The sequence below is a fragment of the Nonomuraea sp. NPDC050394 genome (assembly GCF_044459065.1).
In the GTDB taxonomy this organism is placed as follows: domain Bacteria; phylum Actinomycetota; class Actinomycetes; order Streptosporangiales; family Streptosporangiaceae; genus Nonomuraea.
Map to the genome: position 1 here is coordinate 45161 of NZ_JBITIO010000029.1, position 19313 is coordinate 64473.

A 19313-nucleotide genomic window follows, 5' to 3' on the forward strand; every position below is an offset into this window, starting at 1 on the left:
GCATGATCAACCTCTTGATCCATGTCGTGATGTTCATCGCCTTCGGAGCGGGGGCGGTGATCACGGGACTGGCCAGGCAACGGCATGGCAAGGGCGCGTTGCTGGGCATGTTCGGCTGCATCGTGCTGATGATCGGCGTGCTGCCGACGGTCGTGACGTCCGTCTTCGCCCCGACGATCGCCCGGGACCTCGGATTCTCAACGGCGTCCACGATCTTCGGGCTTCTCGGGCTGGTGAACATGGCGCTGACATTGGCGGGCTTCGGCCTGCTGGTGGCGGGCGTGGTCGCCCACCGCGGGCCCCGCCCGCAACCGCAGGCGGCCGCGTGGAACCAGCCCTCCCCCTACCCCCAGCCCGGGTACGGCCAGCAGGGATACGGCCAGCCCCAGGGCTACGGCCAGCCCGGCGCCGCCCCGCAACCCGGCTTCCCCCAGCCCGGCGCCGTCCCGCAACCCGGCTTCCCCCAGCCCGGCACAGCCCCGCAGCCCGGTGGCGCGCCCGCCCCGCAGCCGGGGGCCGCGCCCGGCGAGCAGCCGCCCCCTCCGCCCGCCGGCGCCCAGCCGTGGTCCGACCCCGGCCGGCAGAACTAACCGGACAGGTACTCCGACCAGGTGATCGTCCCGCTGGGCCGGGCGGTCGTGGTCAGGTGGCCGGCCCGGACGGCGCGGCCGAACCCGCCCGGCAGCCGCATGCGCAGGATCGGCCGGTGCTTCCTGGCTCGCCGCCAGGTCTTGACCGCCTCGGCGAAGTCGAGAACCTCGGGCCCGCCGTACTCGAGAATGGTCTGCGCCGGCCCGGCCGCGACCCGCGCGGCCAGTTCTCCCGCCACGTCACGCACGTCGACCGGCTGGACGCCGCTGCCCGGCTCGGCGGCCAGGAGCCCGAGGCGGGCCATTCCCGTCAGCGCCTGGTCCACGAACTCGTAGAACTGTGTCACCCGCAGGATCGTCCACGGCACCCCGCCGGTCCTGACGAGGTTCTCGGCGGCCAGCTTGGTCCTGAAGTAGCCCCACGGCACCCGGTCCACGCCGACGATCGAGATGTAGACGAGGTGCCCGACACCCGCCTGCCTGGCGGCGGCGAGCAGCGCGGTGGTGCCGTCCAGTTCGACCCGGCGGGTGTAGCGGCCCTTGTAGGGCGCCGCGGCCAGGTGCAGGATCACGTCCACCCCGTCGACGGCCGCCGCGATGCCCTGGCCCGTGGTGAGGTCCGCGACCACCCACTCGACCTTGTCACCCGTCCGGGCGCTCCGGCTGACCGCCCGCAGCTCCGCCTCGCCGCCCAGCCTCCCGAGTACGGCCGTGCCGAGACGGCCACCGGCGCCCGTAACCAGAATTCGCGTCATGACATCCAGACGAGCCACCCCGCACAGATGTGACAATGTCTGGAAATCATCGGTGCGATTTCCGGGGGAATCATGACTCCACCGCAGCAGGGCCCGCAGTATCCCGATCCCGAGGAGACGGTACGCCATCGCTGGCCCCACTCCGGCCAGCAGCCCCCGGACCAGTCAGATCCCCACAACCAGGGGCCACCGCCGCCCCCGCAACAGGTCTGGCCCCCGCAACAGCCCGGCCCGAACCCGACATGGCCCCAGCGATACTCCGGCCCCCAGCAACCCCCGCCCCCGAACGGCCCGCACCACCAACCCGGCCCGCAGTACCCGCAGACCGGCCCGCAGACCGGCCCGCAACAACCTCCGCGGCAGCCGCCCGGCCAGCATCAGACCTGGCCACCACAGCAGCACCCCGGGATGCCGGGGCAGCCGCCCCACCAGCCCGGCCCGCAGCAGCCGCCCGGCCAGCATCAGACCTGGCCGCCTCAGGGGGTTCCGCCCCAGCAGTCCGGCCCGCAGACCTGGCCGCCGCAAGGGGTTCCGCCGCAGCAGGCCCGGGACCAGGGTCAGGACGGGCTCGGCGAGGGCACGGTGCGCCTGCCGTACACGCCCGACATGCTTCCCGACGTCGAGCAGTACGAGACCGCGACCCCGAAGTCGGGCTGGTGGTGGGTGATCGTGGTCGGCGGTCTGCTGCTGCTGGTGGCCGTGGTGGCGGTCGTCGTCATCTTCTGGGTCAGGAGCAGCGGCCTCTAGTCCGCCCGGGTCAGCTCCATGATCCAGTTGGTCTCCCAGGTCTTCTCCCCGTCCACCGAGAACGCCTGCTCCCACCTCGCCTCGGCCTCGCTGATCCGGGTCCAGATGAAGCGGGCGCGCACCGGGGTGCCCTGGTGCTGGTCGTCGCCGTAGAACTCGCCCCGGTCCCCCTGCCAGGTACCGCTCATGGGCGGGTCGAAGCGGCCGGTACGGGTGCTCGCCCAGTGGATGGTCCAGCGCTGCTCGTCCACGTCGAACAGCCGGATCGTCAGCCCGCTGAACCCCTTCGTGGGGAACTCCACCTCGTCGAAGTGCGCGCCACCGGCGAAGTGGCTGCTCGCGACCGACCGGCCGGGGAACTCCTCCCACTCGTCGCTGCCCGCCAGCCACTTGGCGAGCCGCTTGTTGTGGATGTTCCAGGTGCCGGTGAAGAACTCGAATCCGTTCATGGCCCGGACGCTACGACCGGCTCACTGACATCTATTGTCAGTGGCATGCGCGCTTCCCGCCTGGTGTCGATCCTCCTGCTGCTGCAGACGCGCGGCCGCATGACCGCGCGGGAGCTGGCCGAGCGCCTGGAGGTCTCGGTCCGCACGATCTATCGCGACGTGGAGTCCCTCCACACCGCCGGAGTCCCCCTGTACGGCGACGCCGGAACCAACGGCGGCTACCAGCTGCTCGACGGCTACCGCACCCGGCTGACCGGCCTGACCAGCGACGAGGCCGAGTCGCTTTTCCTCGCCGGGCTGCCGGGTCCGGCCGCCGAGCTGGGGCTGGGCGCGGTGGTCACGGCGGCCCAGCTCAAGCTCATGGCGGCGCTGCCGGTCGAACTGCGCGACCGGGCCGGGCGGGTCCGCGAGCGCTTCCACCTCGACGCGCCCGCCTGGTACCGGGAGCGCGACCCGCTGCCGTTCCTGCCCGCCGTGGCCGACGCGGTGTGGCGGGAGCGGGTGCTCGACGTGCGGTACAAGAGCTGGAAGGGCGAGGTGACCAGGCGGCTGGAGCCGTACGGGCTGGTGGTGAAGGCGGGCCGCTGGTATCTGGTCGCCCGCGGCGGCGAGCACGTACGCACCTACCGGGTGTGGCAGATCCTCGACCTGGTCGTCCGCGAGGAGGCGTTCACCCGCCCGGACGGTTTCGACCTGGCCGCGCACTGGCAGGAGTATCTGACCGAGTTCCAGGCCCGCCTGCGCCGGGGCGAGGCCGTGGCCCGGCTGACGCCACGCGGCATGGACCGGTTGCGGGAGATGATGACGCCGGGCGTGGTGGGCGCGGCGGAGGCGAGCGCACGGCCGCTGCCCGACGGCAGGACCGAGGTGACGCTGCCGATCGAGTCGGTGGAGCACGCGCTGAGCGAGTTTCTGCGCCTGGGCGCCGACGTCGAGGTCCGCACCCCGGCAGAGCTCCGCGAACGCATCGTCGCCACCCTGGACGACCTGACCGCCCGCTATCGCGAGACTTAACTGGGGGTATGGGGTGTTATAGCCCTTGAGGAGCCGTCCATGGACCTCCGCGACCACCTGCTCATCCAGCTCTCCACCCGGGACGTGTACGACGCCCTGATCCTCGGCGGCCGGCCACATTCGGGGCTGGTCTTCACCGGGCAGGCGGCGCACGAGGCGGTGCGAATGGTGCGCAGGCGCGGCTACACGGCTCCGGTCCTCGCCGACCGCCGCAGGTACGCGGGCTCGGGACGGGTCAGGGGTACGGCGGGCCTGTCGGCGCACTGGATCGCCGACCAGGTCGAGGCCCGGGTGACGGTACCGCTGACCGACTCCGGCTACATCGGGCGGGGCGACACCGAGGCGCTGCACACCATCCTGGACCAGGCGAGCCAGTGGGGCGAGGTCGTGGCGGTTCTGCCCGTCCACGCCGACTGGCTGGGCCCCGGCCTGCCCGCCCTCACCGCCGCCATCGCCGCCTACGGCCTGCCCGTCGCCCTGGTCGTCGAGGACACGGTCCCTCCGCCCGCGCGGACCCCGGGATTGCCGTTGTTGTCGGCGGGCGTCGCGGCGCTGGGCGCGCTGGCTCACGGCGCGCCGTGGGCGGCCGTGGGGGTCCGGGAGGTGTTGCGGCATCTGTACCCCGAGCCGCATCAGGCCTGCGGCGGCTGGCGGAAGGGCGGGGCCAGGAGTGCGCTGGTGCCGGAGCTGCTGGAGTACGTGCCGGTGGAGCGGCTGCCCGAGGGCGTGTGCGGCTGCTCGGTCTGTCACGGCCGTCCGTTGCGGCACCTGGCCGGGGCCGGGGAGCTGGAGGTCAACACCCACAACGTCACCGTGCTGCACCGGCTGCACGCCCGCATGCTCCGCTCTAGCCACCGGGAACGCTGGTGGGCCGAGCTTCAGCCTGCCAGCAGTGCGTCCACCGCTCCTCGCCCAGCACCGTACGGCCGGGCACCTCGCTCGCGCACACCGGCAGCGCCACCGGGCACCGCGGATGGAAGCGGCACCCGTCCGGCGGCGCGATGAGGCTCGGCGGCTCCCCGCGCGCGGCGAGCTTCGGGACGGGCGCCGAGTGGCGGGCGGGGTCGGGGGCGGAGTCGAGGAGGAGCTGGGTGTAGGGGTGGCGGGGCGACTGGGTCAGGGCTTCGCCGGGGCCGCTCTCGATCAGCCGGCCCGCGTACATGACGGTGATGTCCTCGGCGAAGTACCTCGCGCTGGCGATGTCGTGCGTGATGTACAGCAGTGCCAGCCCGCTGTCGGCCGCCAGCGTCTCCAGCAGCCGCAGCACCCCGAGCCTGATCGAGACGTCCAGCATGGACACCGGCTCGTCGGCGATCAGCGCCATCGGCCGCACGGCCAGCGCGCGGGCGATGGCGACGCGCTGGCGCTGGCCGCCGGACAGTTCGTGCGGCAGCTTGTCCATGAACTGCTCGACCGGTGTCAGGCTGACCCGTTCCAGCAGTTCGGCGACGAGCTCCTTCTCGTGTGCCGCCGAGCGCGCGTGGCCGTGCAGGCGCAGCGGCCTGGCCAGGTGGTAGCGGACCCGGTGGAAGGGATTGAGGGAGGCGAAGGGGTCCTGGAAGATGAGCTGCACCTGCCGCCGGTACTCGCGGAAGCCGGTCACCTTCCGCCCGTGCAGCAGCACCTCGCCCGACGTCGGCGGGTACACCTGGGCCAGCAGGCGGGCCACGGTGCTCTTGCCGCAGCCGCTCTCGCCGACGAGCGCGGTGGCCGTACCGGATCGGAGGGCGATTGAGACGTCGTCCACGGCGTGCACGGTGCCGCGGCCGCGGGCGGCCTTGAAGTGCTTGGTGAGGTTGCGGCCTTCGAGCACGATCTCGCTCATCGGACCCCCCTTCCCTCGTTGAGCAGGCAGGAGACCCCGTCGCGCAGGGACGGGGTGATCTCCCCGCAGTCCGGCAGGGCGTGGCGGCAGCGCGGGTGGAAGGCGCAGCCGGGCGGCAGCGCCCGCAGGTCGGGCGGGGTGCCGGGGATGCCGAGCAGTTCCTCGCGCGGACCGTGCAGGCGGGGGAAGGAGCTCAGCAGGCCCAGCGTGTACGGGTGGCGGGGCGTGTCGTGCAGGGCGCGGGCGGTGCCGGTCTCGACGACCCGGCCGGCGTACATGATGGCGATCCGGTCGGAGATCTCCATGAGCAGCGACAGGTCGTGGGTGATGAAGACGACGGCGAAGCCGTACTCCTCCCGCAGGGCGCTGATCTCGTGGAGGATGTCGCGCTGCACCACCACGTCGAGGGCGGTGGTCGGCTCGTCCATGATGACGATCTCGGGGTTGAGCGCGAGCGCGATGGCGATCGCGGCGCGCTGGCGCATGCCGCCGGACAGCTCGTGCGGGTAGCCGCGCCGCCGGTCGGCGCTGATCCCGACCCGCTGGAGCAGCTCCACCGACCGTTCTATGCGCATTTTTCGGGTCATGGTGGGTCGGTGGATGCGGAGCACGTCCTCGATCTGCGCGCCCACGGTGCTGACCGGGTTGAGCGAGTTCATGGCCGACTGGAAGACGACGGCCAGCTCCGCCCAGCGGAAGGCACGCAGTGCCTCACCGCGCAGGCCCAGCACGTCCACGACGCTGCCGTCCGCGCGGTGGTAGGTCACCGTGCCGCCGGTGATCGCCGCGGGCGGGCGCAGCAGGCGGCTGATCGCGTGGGCGAGCGTGGACTTGCCGCTGCCGCTCTCCCCCGCCAGCCCGAGGATCTCGCCCCGCCGCAGGTCGAGCGAGACGCCGTCGACGGCGTGCACGGCGCCGCTGTTCGACTGGTAGTCGACGCCCAGGTCGCGGATCTCCAGGACGTTCATGCGCGTGCCTTCCGAACCTTGATCGTACGCAGCCGGGGGTTGGCTATCTCGTCCAGGCCGAAGTTGACCAGCGCGAGCCCCGTGCCGATGAGCGCGATGCAGAGCCCCGGCGGCACGAACCACCACCACGCCCCGATGAGCAGCGCCTGCCCGTTCTGCGCGAAGTAGAGCATGCTGCCCCAGCTGACCGTGGACAGGTCCGCCAGGCCGAGGAACGACAGCCCGGCCTCGGCCAGGATCGCGCCCACGACCGTCGCCAGGAAGCTCGTGGCGATCACCGGCAGCAGCACCGGCAGGATCTCGAAGAAGATGACCCGGATCGGGCCCTCGCCGCCGGCCCGTGCCGCCTCGACGAAGTCGCGCCGCCGTACCGACAGGGTCTGGGCGCGCAGGACCCGCGCGCCCCAGGCCCATCCGGTCACGGCGATCACCACCGCGACCGAGGTGACCCCGCGCTGGGGCAGGTACCCGGCGAGCACGATGATCAGCGGCAGCGCCGGGAGCACGAGGAAGATGTTGGTCAGCACCGACAGCACCTCGTCGACGGCGCCGCCGAAGTAGCCGCCGACCAGGCCCACGGCGATGGCGAAGACGGTGGCGATGACCGCCGACAGCACGCCGACGCCGAGCGAGACGCGCGAGCCGTACACGATCTGCGTGAGGATGTCCTGGCCGGTCTGGGTCGTCCCGAGCCAGTGCGCGCCCGAAGGACCCTGCAGACCCGCGTCGCTGGTCGCGGCCGGGTCGGCCGAGATCAGCAGCGGCCCCACGAGCGCCATCAGCGCGAAGAAGGCGAGGATGCCGGCGCCTATGCGGATCTTCATTGGCGCGTCCTTGGGTCGAGGAGGACGTAGGCCAGGTCGGCCAGGAGGTTCGCGACCAGTACGGCCAGCGAGATCACCAGGAAGATGCCCTGCATGAGCGGGAAGTCCTCGTTCTCGACGCCCTTGAGCAGCATGGAGCCGATGCCCGGATAGGAGAAGACGATCTCCGTCAGGACGGATCCGCCCACCACGAAGCCGAGCGAGAGGGCGAAGCTGGTGATGTTGGGCAGGATCGCGTTGCGCGCGGCGTAGGCCCACATGACGCGGCGGCTGGTCAGGCCCTTGGCCTCGGCCATCACGACGTAGTCCTCGCCGAGCGTGGTGACCATGACGTTGCGCATGCCCAGGATGCGGTCGGCCATCGAGGCCACGACGATCGTGACCGCCGGCAGTGTCGCGTGATAGGCCACGCTGGCCAGGAAGTCGCCGGTGAAGCCGGGCGTCACCTCAAGCCCGTAGGCGCGCGAGCCGGGGAACCACTGCAGCGTCGAGCCGAAGACGAAGACCAGCACGAGCGCGACCCAGAAGTACGGCACCGCGTGCAGGAAGGTCGCGGCCGGCAGCACCCCGTCCAGCCAGGTGCCGCGCTTCCACGCCATGAGCACGCCGAGCGAGGTGCCGACGACGTAGCTGATCAGCGTGGCCACGCCGACCAGGCCGATGGTCCAGGGCAGGCTGTCGGCGATGACGGTGGAGACCTCGGTGGGGAAGAACGTGATCGAGCGCCCGAGCTCCCCGCGGAAGAGGTTGCCCAGATAGTCCACGTACTGCGTCCAGAGCCCCGCGTCGCTGATCCCGAACGCCTTCTTCATCGCCTCGACGGCGGCCGGGTCCACGTTGCCCTTGAGCCTGGCCACCAGCAGGTCGACCGGGTCCCCCGGCATCAGCCGGGGGATCAGGAAGTTGAGCGTGACGGCGGCCCAGGCCGTGAGCAGGTAGAACCCGAGCCGCCTGGCCAGGAACCTCACGTGCCCGCTGGCCTCAGGTTGAGCAGCACCACGGCGGCGTCGGGCGAGGTGTACGGGGAGGGCATCGCGTACGGGTCCTGCTCGGAGGGCCAGCCGACGTACTTGCCGGTGCGGTACTGCGCCCAGGCCGGGCTGTAGAACAGCGGCAGCACCGGCTGCTTCTCCACCATGATCGTGCCGAGTCCCTGCGCCGCCTTCTGCTGCGCGGCCAGGTCGTCGGTGGCGGCGTAGTCGTGGATGAGCTTGTCGCTCGCCGCGTCCTTCCAGCGCTGGTAGTTGCCGGTGGCGGCGGTGCCGACGGGCTTGGCCAGCTCGCTGAACAACAGCGAGCGCATCTGGAAGTACGGCGAGGCCCCGGCCGGCGTGGCCCGGATCGACAGGTCGTAGCTGCCCTTGCCCACCTTGGAGACCCAGTCCTGGAAGGCGACGCCGCGGGTCTCGACGGTGATGCCGACCTTGGCCAGGTCCTCGCGGATGAGCTGGGCGGCGTTGACCCAGTCGGTGAACGGCGAGGGCACCAGCAACTGGAACTTCAACTGGGCCGGGTCGACGCCCTTGAGCAGTTCCTTGGCCTTCCCGATGTCGACCTTGTAGGCGGCGTTCTTGTAGGCGGGCGGCAGGAACGCCTCGCCGCCGGGGATGGGGATGCCGGTGGGGTGGGCGACCTTGGTGTAGCCGCGCTCGGCCACCTTGACGATCTTGTCGCGGTCGATGGCCAGGCTGATGGCCTGCCGTACCTCGGGCTTGGACAGGACGGGGTGGGTCAGGTTCGGCAGAAGGGCGACCACGCCCTCGGGCGGGAAGTAGTACTTGTTGGTCTCGGGCTTGCCCTGGACGTAGATCTTGTCGATGTCGGGGACGAACGCCCCGGCCCAGTCGATCTCGCCCTGCTGCAGCCCGGTCTGGACGGCGTTGGCGGTGTAGGCGGGGAACCTGACCGTGGGGACGACGGGCTTGCCGGGCTGCCAGTAGCCCGGATTCTTCGTCATCTCGTAGAGCTGGGCGGAGAACTTGGCCAGCTTGTACGGCCCGGTGCCCACCGGCTTGGGGTTGGTGAAGGTGACCACGTTCTCCTTCTCGAACAGGTGCTTCGGCACGATCGCCGTGCTGCCCGAGATGTTGAAGAGCTTGGCGTAGGAGGTCGAGGTGAAGTCGAGCTGAACCTTGTCCGGGGCGAGCGCCTTGGCGCCGGCCAGTTCCACGGCGCTCTTGTTGAGCTCCGGGTGCTTGATCATCGTCTCGAAGGTGAAGACCACGTCGTCGGCGGTGAACGGCTTGCCGTCGGTCCACTTCACGCCCTGGCGGAGGGTGAAGGTGAGCGTCTTGCCGTCGTTGCTCCACTCGTGGCTCAGCGCCAGCCACGGCTTGGTCTCGCCCGGTTTGAGCTTGTTGAAGTACTCAAGCGTCTCGTAGATCATGCCGGTGGTGCCGAAGTTGACGCCCTCCAGGTGGAACGGGTTGAAGTTCTCCTGGAAGGTGCCCGAGTCGATCGCGTGCACGACCAGCGGCGGCGCCGCCGCGCCCGGCCCCTTCTGCCCTCCCCCGCCCGAACAACCGGCGAGCACCAGTGCGACGGCGATGATCGTTAAACGTTTCATCAGAAGGTTCCTCTCACCCGCAGATCACGGGATCCCACCGGGGCGGCGAACGCCTGCGCCCGGCGGAATCCGGCCGGCGCGCCCCGCACGATCGTGAGCGCCCGGTAGTAGTCGACGTAGGGGAAGCCGTAGGTCTCCCCGCGGGCGTAGGCGTAGCCGGTGATCGCCCGCGACCAGATCTCGTAGGCCTCCTCGGCGATCTCGACGAACACGTCGGGGCGGAAGCCCTCGGCGTCCTCCCAGTTGTCGGCGTAGTAGAGCTGGGCGGCCCAGTGCGCGGGCAGGTCGCGCTCCAGCGTCTTCAGCCCGCCGTAGAAGCGGGCGTCCTCGACCACGCGGTGGGTGCGGGCGTGGTCCTTGTGGATCGAGGCGCTCCAGTGGGTGAGGAGCACGTCCGGCTTCAGCTCCCTGATCAGGTCGCCGACGCGCATCTTGACGTCCTCGTCCTCGGGCAGCAGCCCGTCCTCGTAGTCGAGGAACCTGGCCCGCGCGCCGATCGCGGCCGCGAACGCCTCCGCCTCCTCGCGCTTCTGCGCGGCGTAGTCGGGCACGGGCATCCGGGGGTGACCGCGCTCGCCGAGCGTGAGGTGCAGGAGCGTCGCCTCGTGTCCCTCAAGGACATGCTGCGCGAGTACGGCTCCCGCCGTCAGATCCATGTCGCCGGCATGCGCGCCGATGGCCAGGATGTTCACGCGCTCCACCTCATGACGTGGAAACGCCTGGTCACCTCGTAGCCCGCCTTGGTGTAGAGCACGCCGGCCGGGCTGGCTTCGCCGGTCCACAGGAACCACGAGGCGTGCAGGCCCTCGGCGCGCTTGGCGGTCATCGTGAGGTGGAGCAGGATCTTGCCGAGGCCGGTGCCGCGCTCGCCCGGGTCGACGCCGAAGGGGCCGAAGCGCTCGGGGATGCCGCGGTAAGCCGCATAAAGCGCGAAGCCCACGATCTTTTCCCGATTTTTCGCGATAATCATGCGTTCGACGGATCTGTGGTGACGGATCGCCTCGCCCCAGTCGGGGTTGAAGACGTCGGCCGCGAAGCGGATCAGCTCGGGCAGTTCACCGGCGGTGGGGTGGCGGAAGCCGTACCCCTCGCTCTCGCGCTTCTCGCGCAGGACGTGCACCTCGGGCGGGGTCGCGTAGCCGACGAGCGTGCGATCCATCGCGACCGGCGAGTACAGCGTGGTGAAGCCCATCGCGCCGAGCAGCGCGAACGCCCGCGGGTAGAGCTCGGCGTCGACGCCGGGCAGGACGTAGTTCGGGGTGTAGGAGGCGAAGTCGACGCGGGTGCGCCCCTGGTCGCGCAGGAACGCGAGCGCCTCGCCGAGCAACCGCCGGCCGAGCCCGGAGCCCCGGTGACCGGGGGCCACGAAGAAGAACGGGATCCACCCGGTCTCCGGCTCCAGGTCGGTGCCGGGCGCGAGGGGCGTCAGGCGGCGTACCGCGTAGGCGCAGCCCACCACCCGGCCGTCCGCGACGGCGACGCGCAGCCCGTCGGGGTCGAAGTTGGGGTCGAGCAGGACGCAGTCGCGAAACCACGTCGCGGTCGTCGGGTCGGCGGGCAGGCTCTGGTTCCAGCAGTCGATCAGTGAGGGCTCATCCCCCGCGACGAACGCGCGGACTGTGACCGTCATGAGCAAGAGCTTTCCGACTGGTAAGCGCTCTGGTCAATAAGTTCGGGAAGAAATTTTCTCTGCGTCCGAACCTCTAGAAACTTTCCTTCGCCTCCGGTAAGTATGGAACGTTGCCCGACTGATTAGGCATGACAACCGACACACACGGTCCCGAGGCGTCTAGCGTCAGGTGTATGGACCCAGACGAACCTGACATCCTGGGAACCCCCGGCTACGACTTCCGCGCCCACCAACTCTGGCGCTGGACCGACTCCCCGTGCGACGCCGCGATCCGCGCCGCACTCGACACCGGCCTCACCCCCGCCCGGCTCAGCCTGGACGACTTCTACGTACTCATCACCTTCGCCCGCCGCTGCACCCTCGCCGCGGCGAGAACCGCCGACCCCAGCCACGTGCGGTACGCCTACGCCGCCCTGGCCACCCTCGACCTGAAACGCGTCGACTGGCGCGACGGAACCTGGGCCGCCAACCTCGTCACCTGGGCCGCCCAGCGCCTCGGCCTGGACGCCCCCGCCCTGGCCGCCGCGGCCGCCGAGCACGCCAACCCCGAGACCGGCGAAGTGCTGGTGCGCTCCACGGCCCAGCCCGTCGACATCAGCGCCGACTGGGGCTACCTGCCCTGGCAGACGCCCGGCGGCCTCGTCCTGCTCAGCACCGAACATGAGCCGTACTCCCCCGACGCCGACCTGGCCGCGGTCGGCATCGCCATGGCCGTCGAACTGGAGAACGCCGGATACCTGGTCGGCGAGGTCACGGTCGGCAGCGACCTGCCCGCCGTCTGGGTGGACGACCGCGAGAAGCTCACCAAGAAGCTCGCCGGCTGCGCCTATCTGCGCGGGGAGCAGTCGGGCGTCGACGACGGCGTCCTCGTCTTCTTCGCCGAGGCGCGCGGCCCGTCGCGGGCCCGGGCGATCGTGTCGGCCGCGGGCGCCTACGAGCGCGCGCTCGCCTTCACCGAAGGGAAGATCGCCACCATCCTCATCGCCCAGCCCGGCCACGACCTGCCGCTCATCCACTTCGAACCGGCGCTCAGAAGGGCTCTTGAGAGCGCGTGACCTCAGCCCCGGCCGACGAACGGCATCGTGGTCGCCATCACGGTCATGAACTGCACGTTCGCCGCCAGCGGCAGCCCCGCCATGTAGAGGACGGCGCTCACCACGTGCTCCACGTCCATGCGTGGCTCGGGCGCCGTCGTCCCGTCCGCCTGCAGCACGCCCTGCGCCATCCTCGCCGTCATCTCGGTGGCGGCGTTGCCGATGTCGATCTGCGAGCACACGATGTCGTACGGCCGGCCGTCCAGCGACAAAGCCTTGGTCAGCCCGGTGATCGCATGCTTGGTGGCGGTGTAGGGCGCGCTGAACGGCCGCGGCGCGTGGGCCGAGATCGACCCGTTGTTGATGATCCGCCCGCCCCGCGGATCCTGCCGCCGCATGATCCCGAACGCCTCCCTGGCACACAGGAACGAGCCGGTGAGGTTGGTGTCCACCGCGGTACGCCACTGCCCAACGTCGAGCTCGTCCACGGGAACCGGTGGCGTACCGGTGCCGGCGTTGTTGAACAGCAGGTCAACCCGCCCGAACCGCTCCCGCACGGCCCCGAACAGCGCCGCCACCGACCCCTCGTCGCGCACGTCGGCGGGAACGACCAGCCACCCGCTCTCGTCCGGCGGGCCCGCGGTCTCCCGCAGCGTCTCCTCCCGCCGTCCCGCGACCGCGACCGCGTAACCGGCCCCGCGCAGCCCTCTGGCGACGGCCCGCCCGATCCCGGACCCCGCCCCGGTGACGACTGCGACCTTGGATGCCTCGATCATGCCCGGCAAACTACCATCATGACCTGGGACGAGTACCTCTACGAGACCCACACTCCCGAGCAGTTGCACGGGTGGGCGAACAGCCTGGCGTACTTCCACTTCTGCCGCGCCTACGGCGGCCACTCCAACGACGGCGACCGCCTGCTGGCCGCCCTGCGCACCGACGACCCGGCCGGGGTCCTGACCACGCTCGGCCTTCCGGTCAAGCACATCCCGCCCGGCACCCCGCAGGCCGTGCCCGGCCAGGGCTACACCGTCCAGGAGTACGCCCGCTTCCCCAGCCCGATCCCCGGCCACCCCGGCCTGGACCAGCCCGGCTGGGTCACCTTGGCCGGCCACCCGGCCCACGTGTGGGCGACGGCCACCACCCTCACCATCAGCGTCCACGACGCCACCGACATCTACGCGGTCTCCGAGTCCGCGGTGGCCGCCGCCCGCGCCATGGAAAGGCTTCTCGCCCCGCTGTCCGCCCACGTCATCGACCCACCCCAGAACGACCGCAACTGCGTCTGCCTCCATCGTTCGACCGCGGGTGAAGTGTCTGGTTCCTAAGCTGCTTGTGTGACATTTGGGGAAATGCTGGCCGTGTTCAGTGCCGGTGCGGGGGCAGGGGCCATCAACACCGTCGTCGGCTCCGGGACACTGATCACGTTCCCCGTCCTGCTGGCCACCGGCCTGCCCCCGGTCACCGCCACGGTCTCCAACGCGCTCGGCCTGATCCCCGGCTCGATCGGCGGCGCCATCGGCTACCGAGCGGAGTTGCGCGGGCAGCGGCGGCGCATCCTGCGGATGAGCGTGGGCGCGCTGGCGGGCGGGGTCACCGGGGCGGCGCTGCTGCTGGTGTTGCCGGCCGCCGCGTTCGAGGCGATCGTGCCCGTTCTGGTGGGCCTCGCGCTCGTGCTGATCGTCCTGCAGCCCTGGATCGCCAAGACGGTACGGCGCCGCCGCGGGCGAAGCGCCGACCCCGACGGCGGCCCGGTGCTGCTGACGGGACTGACGCTGGCCAGCGTGTACGGCGGCTACTTCGCCGCCGCCCAGGGGATCATCTACATGTCCCTGATGGGCATGCTCCTCGACGAGGACATACAGCGGCTCAACGCCCTCAGGAACGTCCTGGTCGCCGTGGTCAACACCGTGGCCGCGCTCTTCTTCCTCATCGCCGCCGACTTCGACTGGACCGCCGTGGGGCTGCTGGCGGCGGGTTCCGCGATCGGCGGCCGGGCAGGATCGGCGCTGGGCCGCCGGCTCAGCCCCGCGGTGCTGCGGACCCTGGTCGTGGCCGTCGGCACCGTCGCACTGATCCAGTTGCTGGCACGCGCCTAGTACCTCCGCAGGAAGAGGGCCTCGGCGAGGGCCATGCGGGCGATCTCGTCCGGGTCCACGCTCTCGTTGGGCGCGTGCATGAGCGTGAGCGGCTCTTCCACGCCCATGAGGATGATCTCCGCGTCCGGGTAGGTGTCACGGAAGACGTTGCACAGCGGGATGGATCCGCCCTGGCCGAGGCTGACGGACTCGACCCCGTAGGCGTCCTTCATCGCGCCGCGCAGCGCGCTGTAGGCGGGCCCGCCGGTCTCGGCCAGGAACGGCTGGCCGGAAGCCTCCCGCTCCACCGTCACGTGCACACCCCACGGAGCGGCCGCCTCCAGGTGCGCGATCAGCGCGTCCTGGGCCCGCACCGCGTCCGTGCCGGGCGGCACCCGCAGGTTGAGCCGGGCCCTGGCGTGCGGCTGGATGGCCGAGGCCGAGCCGACGACCGGCGGGCAGTCGATGCCGAGCACGGTCAGCGCGGGCCGCGCCCACAGCATGTCCGAGACGGTCCCGTCGCCGAGCGGTGTCTCGCCGTTCAGGACGTGCGCGTCGGCGGCGAACCGCCCGGCGGGGTACGGGGCGCCGCCCCACGTCTGCGTGTTGTCCAGGCCGTCGACGGTCGTGTTGCCCCGGCCGTCACGCAGGGACGAGAGCATGCGGATGAGCGCGGCCAGCGCGTCCGGGGCGGCGCCGCCGAACATGCCGGAGTGCATCTCGCTGCTGAGCGCCTTGACCGAGACGACCACGTTGGCCAGGCCGCGCAGGCTGACGGTGAGCGCGGGCCGGCACGTCGTCGCCGAGGGCGCGCAGCGCGGTCAGGTGCATGAGGATGTTGCCCTTGCAGTCGGCGGCGCCCCTGCCGTACCAGCGGCCGTCGCGCTCGGTCAGCTCCCAGACCGGGCCCACTGGGCGGCCTTCTCGCACTCCTCGGGCGGGAACTGCCGCGCGTCGGCCACCGACCGGAACGCCACCAGCTCGGCCAGATCCTTCTTCGCCCGGGGCATCGGCGCGGCGACGCGCTCACGCAACTCCATCGGATCACCCTTCGAGGTGGAGCCCGGCCAGCGCCTGGGCGAACTGTTGCTGCTTGTCCGGGCAGTACACCTTCACCGCCAGCCCCGCCCCCTCGACCAGGCGCTGCCCGGCGATGATCGGCCGCTGCCCCGGCCCGGCCGCGCCGTTGGTGAGCGCGGCGACCTTGGCGACCGTACCGGCGGGGTCGGCGCACAACTGACCGCCCTTGGTCCCGAGCGCCTTGGTCAGGACGTCGGGATCGACCGGGCTCAGCCCTGCCGCGACAAGCTCCTCGTTGAGCTGCTTGGCCTTGCTCTGCGCGGTGGCCGTGGCGTTGGCCGTGCGGGTGCCCCACATGATGGCCATGATGATCAGCACCACCACCACGAGCAGGCCGGTCGCGGTGTAGGTGATCCACCGGCTGCGCCGCTCCCCGTCGGTGACGCGCGCGTGTGCCCCCATGACGTTCCCCTCACTCGCCCTCTGCGGCGGCCCGCCCGGGGTCACGCCAGGAGGGCCTGCTGAGCTTGATGAGCAGGTACGGCACCGCCAGCCCGACCAGGATCAGCCCGCCGCCGACGATCAGGACGTAGACCAGCGGGTTCCCGGAGCCGAACTGCGACGGCGGCACGAAGCCGATGATCATCGCGGCGGCCGAGGCCAGGAAGCCGACCACGCAGAGCAGGCCCAGCGCCGGGGCGCGGAAGCCGCGCGGGTGGTCGGGCCGGGTTTTGCGCAGCCGTACCGCCGCCACGAACATGAGCAGATAGACGATCAGGTAGATCTGCGTGGTGATCACCGACAGGATCCAGTAGGCGCTGGAGACGTCCGGGATGAACGCGTACAGCAACGCGATGACCGTCGTGATGACGCCCTGCGCGACAAGGATGTTCTGCTGGATGCCGTGCTTGTTGAGCTTCTGCAGCGACGGCGGCAGCCAGCCCTCCTCGCGGCTGATCATCAGCACGCCCTTGGACGGCCCGGCCAGCCAGGTGAGCATGCCGCCCAGCGACGCCGCGATGATCATCAATCCGAAGACCGGCGTCAGCCACTGCACGCTGAAGTGCGCGAACATGGTGTCGAACGCCTGCATCACCCCGGCCGTGAGGCTGGTGCTGTCGGCCGGGACCACCCAGCTGATCGCCAGCGCGGGCAGAATGAAGATCACCAGCACCAGCCCGACCGCGAGGAACATCGAGCGCGGAAAGTCCCTGGCCGGGTTCTTGAGGCTGGAGACGTGGACCGCGTTCATCTCCATGCCCGAGTACGACAGGAAGTTGTTGACGATCAGCACCAGGCTGGCGATCCCCGCCCACGGCGGCAGGATGTGCGCCGCGTCCATGGGCGCGGCCGAAGGGTTGCCCTGGCCGAGGAAGACCATCCCGAGCAGGATCAGCACCGTCCCGGGGATGAGCGTGCCGATCACCAGCCCCGCGCTGGACAACCCGGCCACGGTCTTCGTCCCCTGGCTGGAGACCCAGACGCCCGCCCAGTAGACGACCACGATCACGATCGCCGTGTAGAGCCCGCTACCGGCCAGTTCGGGGTTGATGACGTACGCGAAGGTGCTGGCCACGAAGGCGAGCAGGGTCGGGTAGTAGAAGATCGTCATCGCGAACTGGCACCACACGGCCAGGAACCCCAGGGGCTTCGACAGTCCTTGGCTGACCCAGTTGTAGACCCCGCCGGTCCAGCCGGAGGCGAGCTCGGCCGAGACCAGGGCCGTGGGCAGCAGGAACACGATCGCCGGAACCACGTAGAGAAAGATCGCCGCCAGTCCGTACACGGCCATGCTGGGCGCGGAGCGCAGGCTGGCGACCGAGCTCGTGATCATGAACGCCAGCGCGACCCACGAGATCCACGCGGTGGCGGGCTTGGCCGCGACCGCCGCCTTCGGCACAGCCCCCGAATCCCCCGGAACATCGACAGAGCTCATTCGACTACCCCCCACCGTGACATAGCCATCACAATGAGTAATGAAACGCCTGGGGACCCGGCGGCGCGTCGAACAGATCTTGCTCGGCCTGATCGGGTGCCTCGAACCGCCCGGCCCACTGCCCGATCATGGTCCTGGTGATCACGACGGTGTCCGGCGTGCCCATGCCATTGCGAACCTTCAGGCGCCGCCACAGCTCATCGAGCGGCACGTCCAGATACCGCAACTCGACCGCGGCCCCGATCGCGCTTTCATCTCTCCTCCCGGCGTCGCGTCAGAACAGAGACAGGCTGGGCAGGAGCTTGCCCGCCGCGTCGATCAGCCTTTGTGCCGTGGCGGTCGCCGCCTCGGTCTCGTCCTGTTCCACGTCGTCGCCGGGCCGTACCGGATATTCGATCTCGTTGCGGCGGCGCCGCAGCGCGCCGAAGTCCCTGAAGGCATGGCCGAACTGGGCCCGCAGCACTTCCTCCACCACGTAGTGCCCGCCCGCGGTGGTGGGCCGGAGGCCCTGGTGCGCCAGCACGGCCGTGCAAGCGTGCCGGGCCGCGTCATAGGAGAGGATGAAGGCGCTGCCGGGGTCGCCGGCGATCCCGTGGGCCGTTCGCAGGGTGCGCCGGGCGCGTTCCACCCATTCGGTGCCGTCCGCGGCGGAACCCGTGACCTTCTGAAGCCGCCCCTCCGCGAGAAGCCGCTCCACCACCGCCTCCCCTTGGCTCCAGCGCATCACTCCTCCTCCCCCGCCGGCTCCCGAACCCAGACCAGCGGCGAAGCCCGAACCTGGTCGGCAAGCGGATCAGCGGCCTTCGCCCAACGCTCACGCGTCATGAGAACCGGATTGACCGCGATGCCCAGCCCGCTCTCCACCCGCTCGGCCGCCTCATACACGTCAGCCCGGGAAGGCCCGCCCACGACCAGGACATCGATGTCGTTCGGCGGCGGACCCGGCTCACCGAGATACCGGCTCGCCCAGGACCCGAAGATGGCCACCGCGTCCACCCCGGAAAGCCCGGAGAACTCGCGTTCGACGAGAAGGTGCGGCCCGAACGCCAGCGTCAGGAGCTCGGTGAGCGGCCGGGCATACCGGCCCGGCACCATGGCCCGGATCAGATGCGCGCGCCCAACCTTGCGCCCGCGCAGGAGTCCGGCCTCCAGCAGACGCCCCACTTCCCGCTGCATCGTGGTCAGCGGAACCCCGGCCTTCTCGGCGAGCTCGGTGACGGTGAACTCGCGGTCGGGGTGAAGGTAGAGCAGGGTGAGCAGGTCCGCCTGATGCCGCGACCGGAAGATCGGCAGCAACGGAGGCGACTCACTACGCATAGATGAAAGTTATCACCCATCTATGCGTAGTGTCAGGAGCTCAAACACGCGCCCGCGCCTTCGAGGCGATGGGCTGCCAACCCCTGTGAGCGCTCGTCCGCGAGCTGTCAGCCCGCTGTCAGCGACCCCGGACATTCTCTGAACACAAGCAACGAACACCGCTTCCACAAGGGGACATCACATGTCGAACACCACGCACTCCGACCTCGCCGCCACCCGCATCGAGCAGGCCCGGTTCCGCGCGGAGCACGCGATGACCACCGCCCACGACGCCATCGACCAGGCCGCCGCAAAGGCGACCGCCGCGCAGACCAAGAGCCAGGCCGCCACCAGGCCGAGCAAGGCCGAGACCCGCGCGATGGCCGAGCAGATCCGCACCGAGGCGCTGGCCCAGGGCAAGGAACTCGCCGACACCCTCACCGCCCAGGCGGCAACGCTGAAGGCCCACGCCGCCGACACCCGCCACTAGATCGTTGATGTGAAATCAGTGATCGTAGGAGGTTAGGGATCGCTTTACCGGAGCGCCGGTGTTCCAGTTGTGCCAGATGGCGGCGTTGAGT

The 19313-nt window shown here is 70.6% G+C and carries 23 protein-coding genes and 2 pseudogenes; 7 read left to right on the forward strand and 18 right to left on the reverse strand.

Features of this window, described 5'->3' with window-relative positions:
* Nucleotides 1–2: 2 nt before the first annotated feature.
* Nucleotides 3–590, forward strand: a complete 588-nt coding sequence (locus ACIBKY_RS53265; RefSeq protein ID WP_397110059.1) for a hypothetical protein — start codon at nucleotides 3–5, stop codon at nucleotides 588–590.
* Here the strand turns inward: ACIBKY_RS53265 and ACIBKY_RS53270 are convergent.
* Nucleotides 587–1345, reverse strand: coding sequence for an SDR family oxidoreductase (locus ACIBKY_RS53270; RefSeq protein WP_397110061.1), 759 nt, complete (start codon nucleotides 1343–1345; stop codon nucleotides 587–589). The two genes, ACIBKY_RS53265 and ACIBKY_RS53270, sit on opposite strands and share 4 nt — an antisense overlap.
* A 408-nt stretch (nucleotides 1346–1753) precedes the next feature.
* On the opposite strand from ACIBKY_RS53270, the gene ACIBKY_RS53275 reads away from it, so the two are divergent.
* Nucleotides 1754–2092, forward strand: a complete 339-nt coding sequence (locus ACIBKY_RS53275) for a hypothetical protein (RefSeq protein WP_397110063.1) — start codon at nucleotides 1754–1756, stop codon at nucleotides 2090–2092.
* Here ACIBKY_RS53275 and ACIBKY_RS53280 read toward each other — a convergent pair.
* Complete coding sequence (locus ACIBKY_RS53280) at nucleotides 2089–2541, reverse strand: hypothetical protein (protein WP_397110065.1); 453 nt, start codon at nucleotides 2539–2541, stop codon at nucleotides 2089–2091. The genes ACIBKY_RS53275 and ACIBKY_RS53280 overlap by 4 nt on opposite strands.
* A 45-nt stretch (nucleotides 2542–2586) precedes the next feature.
* On the opposite strand from ACIBKY_RS53280, the gene ACIBKY_RS53285 reads away from it, so the two are divergent.
* Nucleotides 2587–3555, forward strand: a complete 969-nt coding sequence (locus tag ACIBKY_RS53285) for a helix-turn-helix transcriptional regulator (protein WP_397110066.1) — start codon at nucleotides 2587–2589, stop codon at nucleotides 3553–3555.
* 847 nt (nucleotides 3556–4402) lie between these two features.
* Here the strand turns inward: ACIBKY_RS53285 and ACIBKY_RS53290 are convergent.
* From ACIBKY_RS53290 to ACIBKY_RS53320, 7 genes are read right to left on the reverse strand one after another with little or no spacing between them, the layout of a single operon-like run.
* A complete protein-coding gene (locus ACIBKY_RS53290; protein WP_397110068.1) occupies nucleotides 4403–5380 on the reverse strand; it encodes an ABC transporter ATP-binding protein in 978 nt (325 codons plus the stop codon).
* Complete coding sequence (locus tag ACIBKY_RS53295) at nucleotides 5377–6348, reverse strand: ABC transporter ATP-binding protein (RefSeq protein WP_397110070.1); 972 nt, start codon at nucleotides 6346–6348, stop codon at nucleotides 5377–5379. Before ACIBKY_RS53295 ends, ACIBKY_RS53290 begins: the two co-directional genes overlap by 4 nt.
* On the reverse strand, nucleotides 6345–7172 hold the full coding sequence (locus tag ACIBKY_RS53300; RefSeq protein WP_397110072.1) for an ABC transporter permease: 828 nt from the start codon (nucleotides 7170–7172) through the stop codon (nucleotides 6345–6347). Before ACIBKY_RS53300 ends, ACIBKY_RS53295 begins: the two co-directional genes overlap by 4 nt.
* Nucleotides 7169–8140: an ABC transporter permease gene (locus ACIBKY_RS53305; RefSeq protein WP_379619245.1), complete on the reverse strand. Its 972-nt coding sequence runs from the start codon at nucleotides 8138–8140 to the stop codon at nucleotides 7169–7171. The genes ACIBKY_RS53300 and ACIBKY_RS53305 overlap by 4 nt, the downstream gene beginning before the upstream one ends.
* Nucleotides 8137–9738, reverse strand: coding sequence for an ABC transporter substrate-binding protein (locus tag ACIBKY_RS53310; protein WP_397110074.1), 1602 nt, complete (start codon nucleotides 9736–9738; stop codon nucleotides 8137–8139). Before ACIBKY_RS53310 ends, ACIBKY_RS53305 begins: the two co-directional genes overlap by 4 nt.
* Nucleotides 9738–10430, reverse strand: a complete 693-nt coding sequence (locus ACIBKY_RS53315) for a PIG-L deacetylase family protein (protein WP_397110075.1) — start codon at nucleotides 10428–10430, stop codon at nucleotides 9738–9740. The genes ACIBKY_RS53310 and ACIBKY_RS53315 overlap by 1 nt, the downstream gene beginning before the upstream one ends.
* Entirely contained in the window at nucleotides 10427–11368 is a 942-nt protein-coding gene (locus ACIBKY_RS53320; protein WP_397110077.1) for a GNAT family N-acetyltransferase, read from the reverse strand. The genes ACIBKY_RS53315 and ACIBKY_RS53320 overlap by 4 nt, the downstream gene beginning before the upstream one ends.
* A 173-nt stretch (nucleotides 11369–11541) precedes the next feature.
* Here ACIBKY_RS53320 and ACIBKY_RS53325 point away from each other — a divergent pair, with 173 nt between their 5' ends.
* Nucleotides 11542–12423: a hypothetical protein gene (locus ACIBKY_RS53325; RefSeq protein ID WP_397110079.1), complete on the forward strand. Its 882-nt coding sequence runs from the start codon at nucleotides 11542–11544 to the stop codon at nucleotides 12421–12423.
* Nucleotides 12424–12425: 2 nt separating this feature from the next.
* Here the strand turns inward: ACIBKY_RS53325 and ACIBKY_RS53330 are convergent, their stop codons facing one another.
* Nucleotides 12426–13178, reverse strand: a complete 753-nt coding sequence (locus ACIBKY_RS53330) for an SDR family oxidoreductase (protein ID WP_397110081.1) — start codon at nucleotides 13176–13178, stop codon at nucleotides 12426–12428.
* An 18-nt stretch (nucleotides 13179–13196) separates the two neighbouring features.
* Between ACIBKY_RS53330 and ACIBKY_RS53335 the strand changes: the two genes are divergently transcribed.
* The gene (locus ACIBKY_RS53335; protein ID WP_397110083.1) at nucleotides 13197–13730 is read left to right on the forward strand and encodes a hypothetical protein; all 534 of its coding nucleotides are present in this window, start codon (nucleotides 13197–13199) and stop codon (nucleotides 13728–13730) included.
* Between the two features lie 9 nt (nucleotides 13731–13739).
* Nucleotides 13740–14501, forward strand: a complete 762-nt coding sequence (locus tag ACIBKY_RS53340) for a sulfite exporter TauE/SafE family protein (RefSeq protein ID WP_397110085.1) — start codon at nucleotides 13740–13742, stop codon at nucleotides 14499–14501.
* Here ACIBKY_RS53340 and ACIBKY_RS53345 read toward each other — a convergent pair.
* The 8 genes and pseudogenes from ACIBKY_RS53345 to ACIBKY_RS53380 all read right to left on the reverse strand — a co-directional run.
* Nucleotides 14498–15262, reverse strand: a pseudogene (locus ACIBKY_RS53345) (M20/M25/M40 family metallo-hydrolase); the annotation flags it as partial. The gene ACIBKY_RS53340 and the pseudogene ACIBKY_RS53345 sit on opposite strands and share 4 nt — an antisense overlap.
* Nucleotides 15263–15323: 61 nt before the next feature.
* Nucleotides 15324–15410, reverse strand: a pseudogene (locus ACIBKY_RS53350) (hypothetical protein); the annotation flags it as partial.
* On the reverse strand, nucleotides 15371–15520 hold the full coding sequence (locus ACIBKY_RS53355; RefSeq protein ID WP_397110087.1) for a hypothetical protein: 150 nt from the start codon (nucleotides 15518–15520) through the stop codon (nucleotides 15371–15373). The gene ACIBKY_RS53355 and the pseudogene ACIBKY_RS53350, both read right to left, overlap by 40 nt.
* A 4-nt stretch (nucleotides 15521–15524) precedes the next feature.
* The gene (locus ACIBKY_RS53360) at nucleotides 15525–15962 is read right to left on the reverse strand and encodes a hypothetical protein (RefSeq protein WP_397110089.1); all 438 of its coding nucleotides are present in this window, start codon (nucleotides 15960–15962) and stop codon (nucleotides 15525–15527) included.
* Nucleotides 15963–15972: 10 nt separating this feature from the next.
* A complete protein-coding gene (locus tag ACIBKY_RS53365) occupies nucleotides 15973–17436 on the reverse strand; it encodes an APC family permease (RefSeq protein ID WP_397110091.1) in 1464 nt (487 codons plus the stop codon).
* Between the two features lie 28 nt (nucleotides 17437–17464).
* The gene (locus ACIBKY_RS53370) at nucleotides 17465–17647 is read right to left on the reverse strand and encodes a hypothetical protein (RefSeq protein WP_397110093.1); all 183 of its coding nucleotides are present in this window, start codon (nucleotides 17645–17647) and stop codon (nucleotides 17465–17467) included.
* A gap of 63 nt (nucleotides 17648–17710) precedes the next feature.
* Nucleotides 17711–18160: a hypothetical protein gene (locus ACIBKY_RS53375; protein WP_397110095.1), complete on the reverse strand. Its 450-nt coding sequence runs from the start codon at nucleotides 18158–18160 to the stop codon at nucleotides 17711–17713.
* The gene (locus tag ACIBKY_RS53380; protein ID WP_397110097.1) at nucleotides 18160–18753 is read right to left on the reverse strand and encodes a helix-turn-helix domain-containing protein; all 594 of its coding nucleotides are present in this window, start codon (nucleotides 18751–18753) and stop codon (nucleotides 18160–18162) included. The genes ACIBKY_RS53375 and ACIBKY_RS53380 overlap by 1 nt, the downstream gene beginning before the upstream one ends.
* Nucleotides 18754–18934: 181 nt before the next feature.
* Here ACIBKY_RS53380 and ACIBKY_RS53385 point away from each other — a divergent pair, with 181 nt between their 5' ends.
* Nucleotides 18935–19222: a hypothetical protein gene (locus ACIBKY_RS53385; RefSeq protein ID WP_397110099.1), complete on the forward strand. Its 288-nt coding sequence runs from the start codon at nucleotides 18935–18937 to the stop codon at nucleotides 19220–19222.
* Nucleotides 19223–19313: the final 91 nt, after the last annotated feature.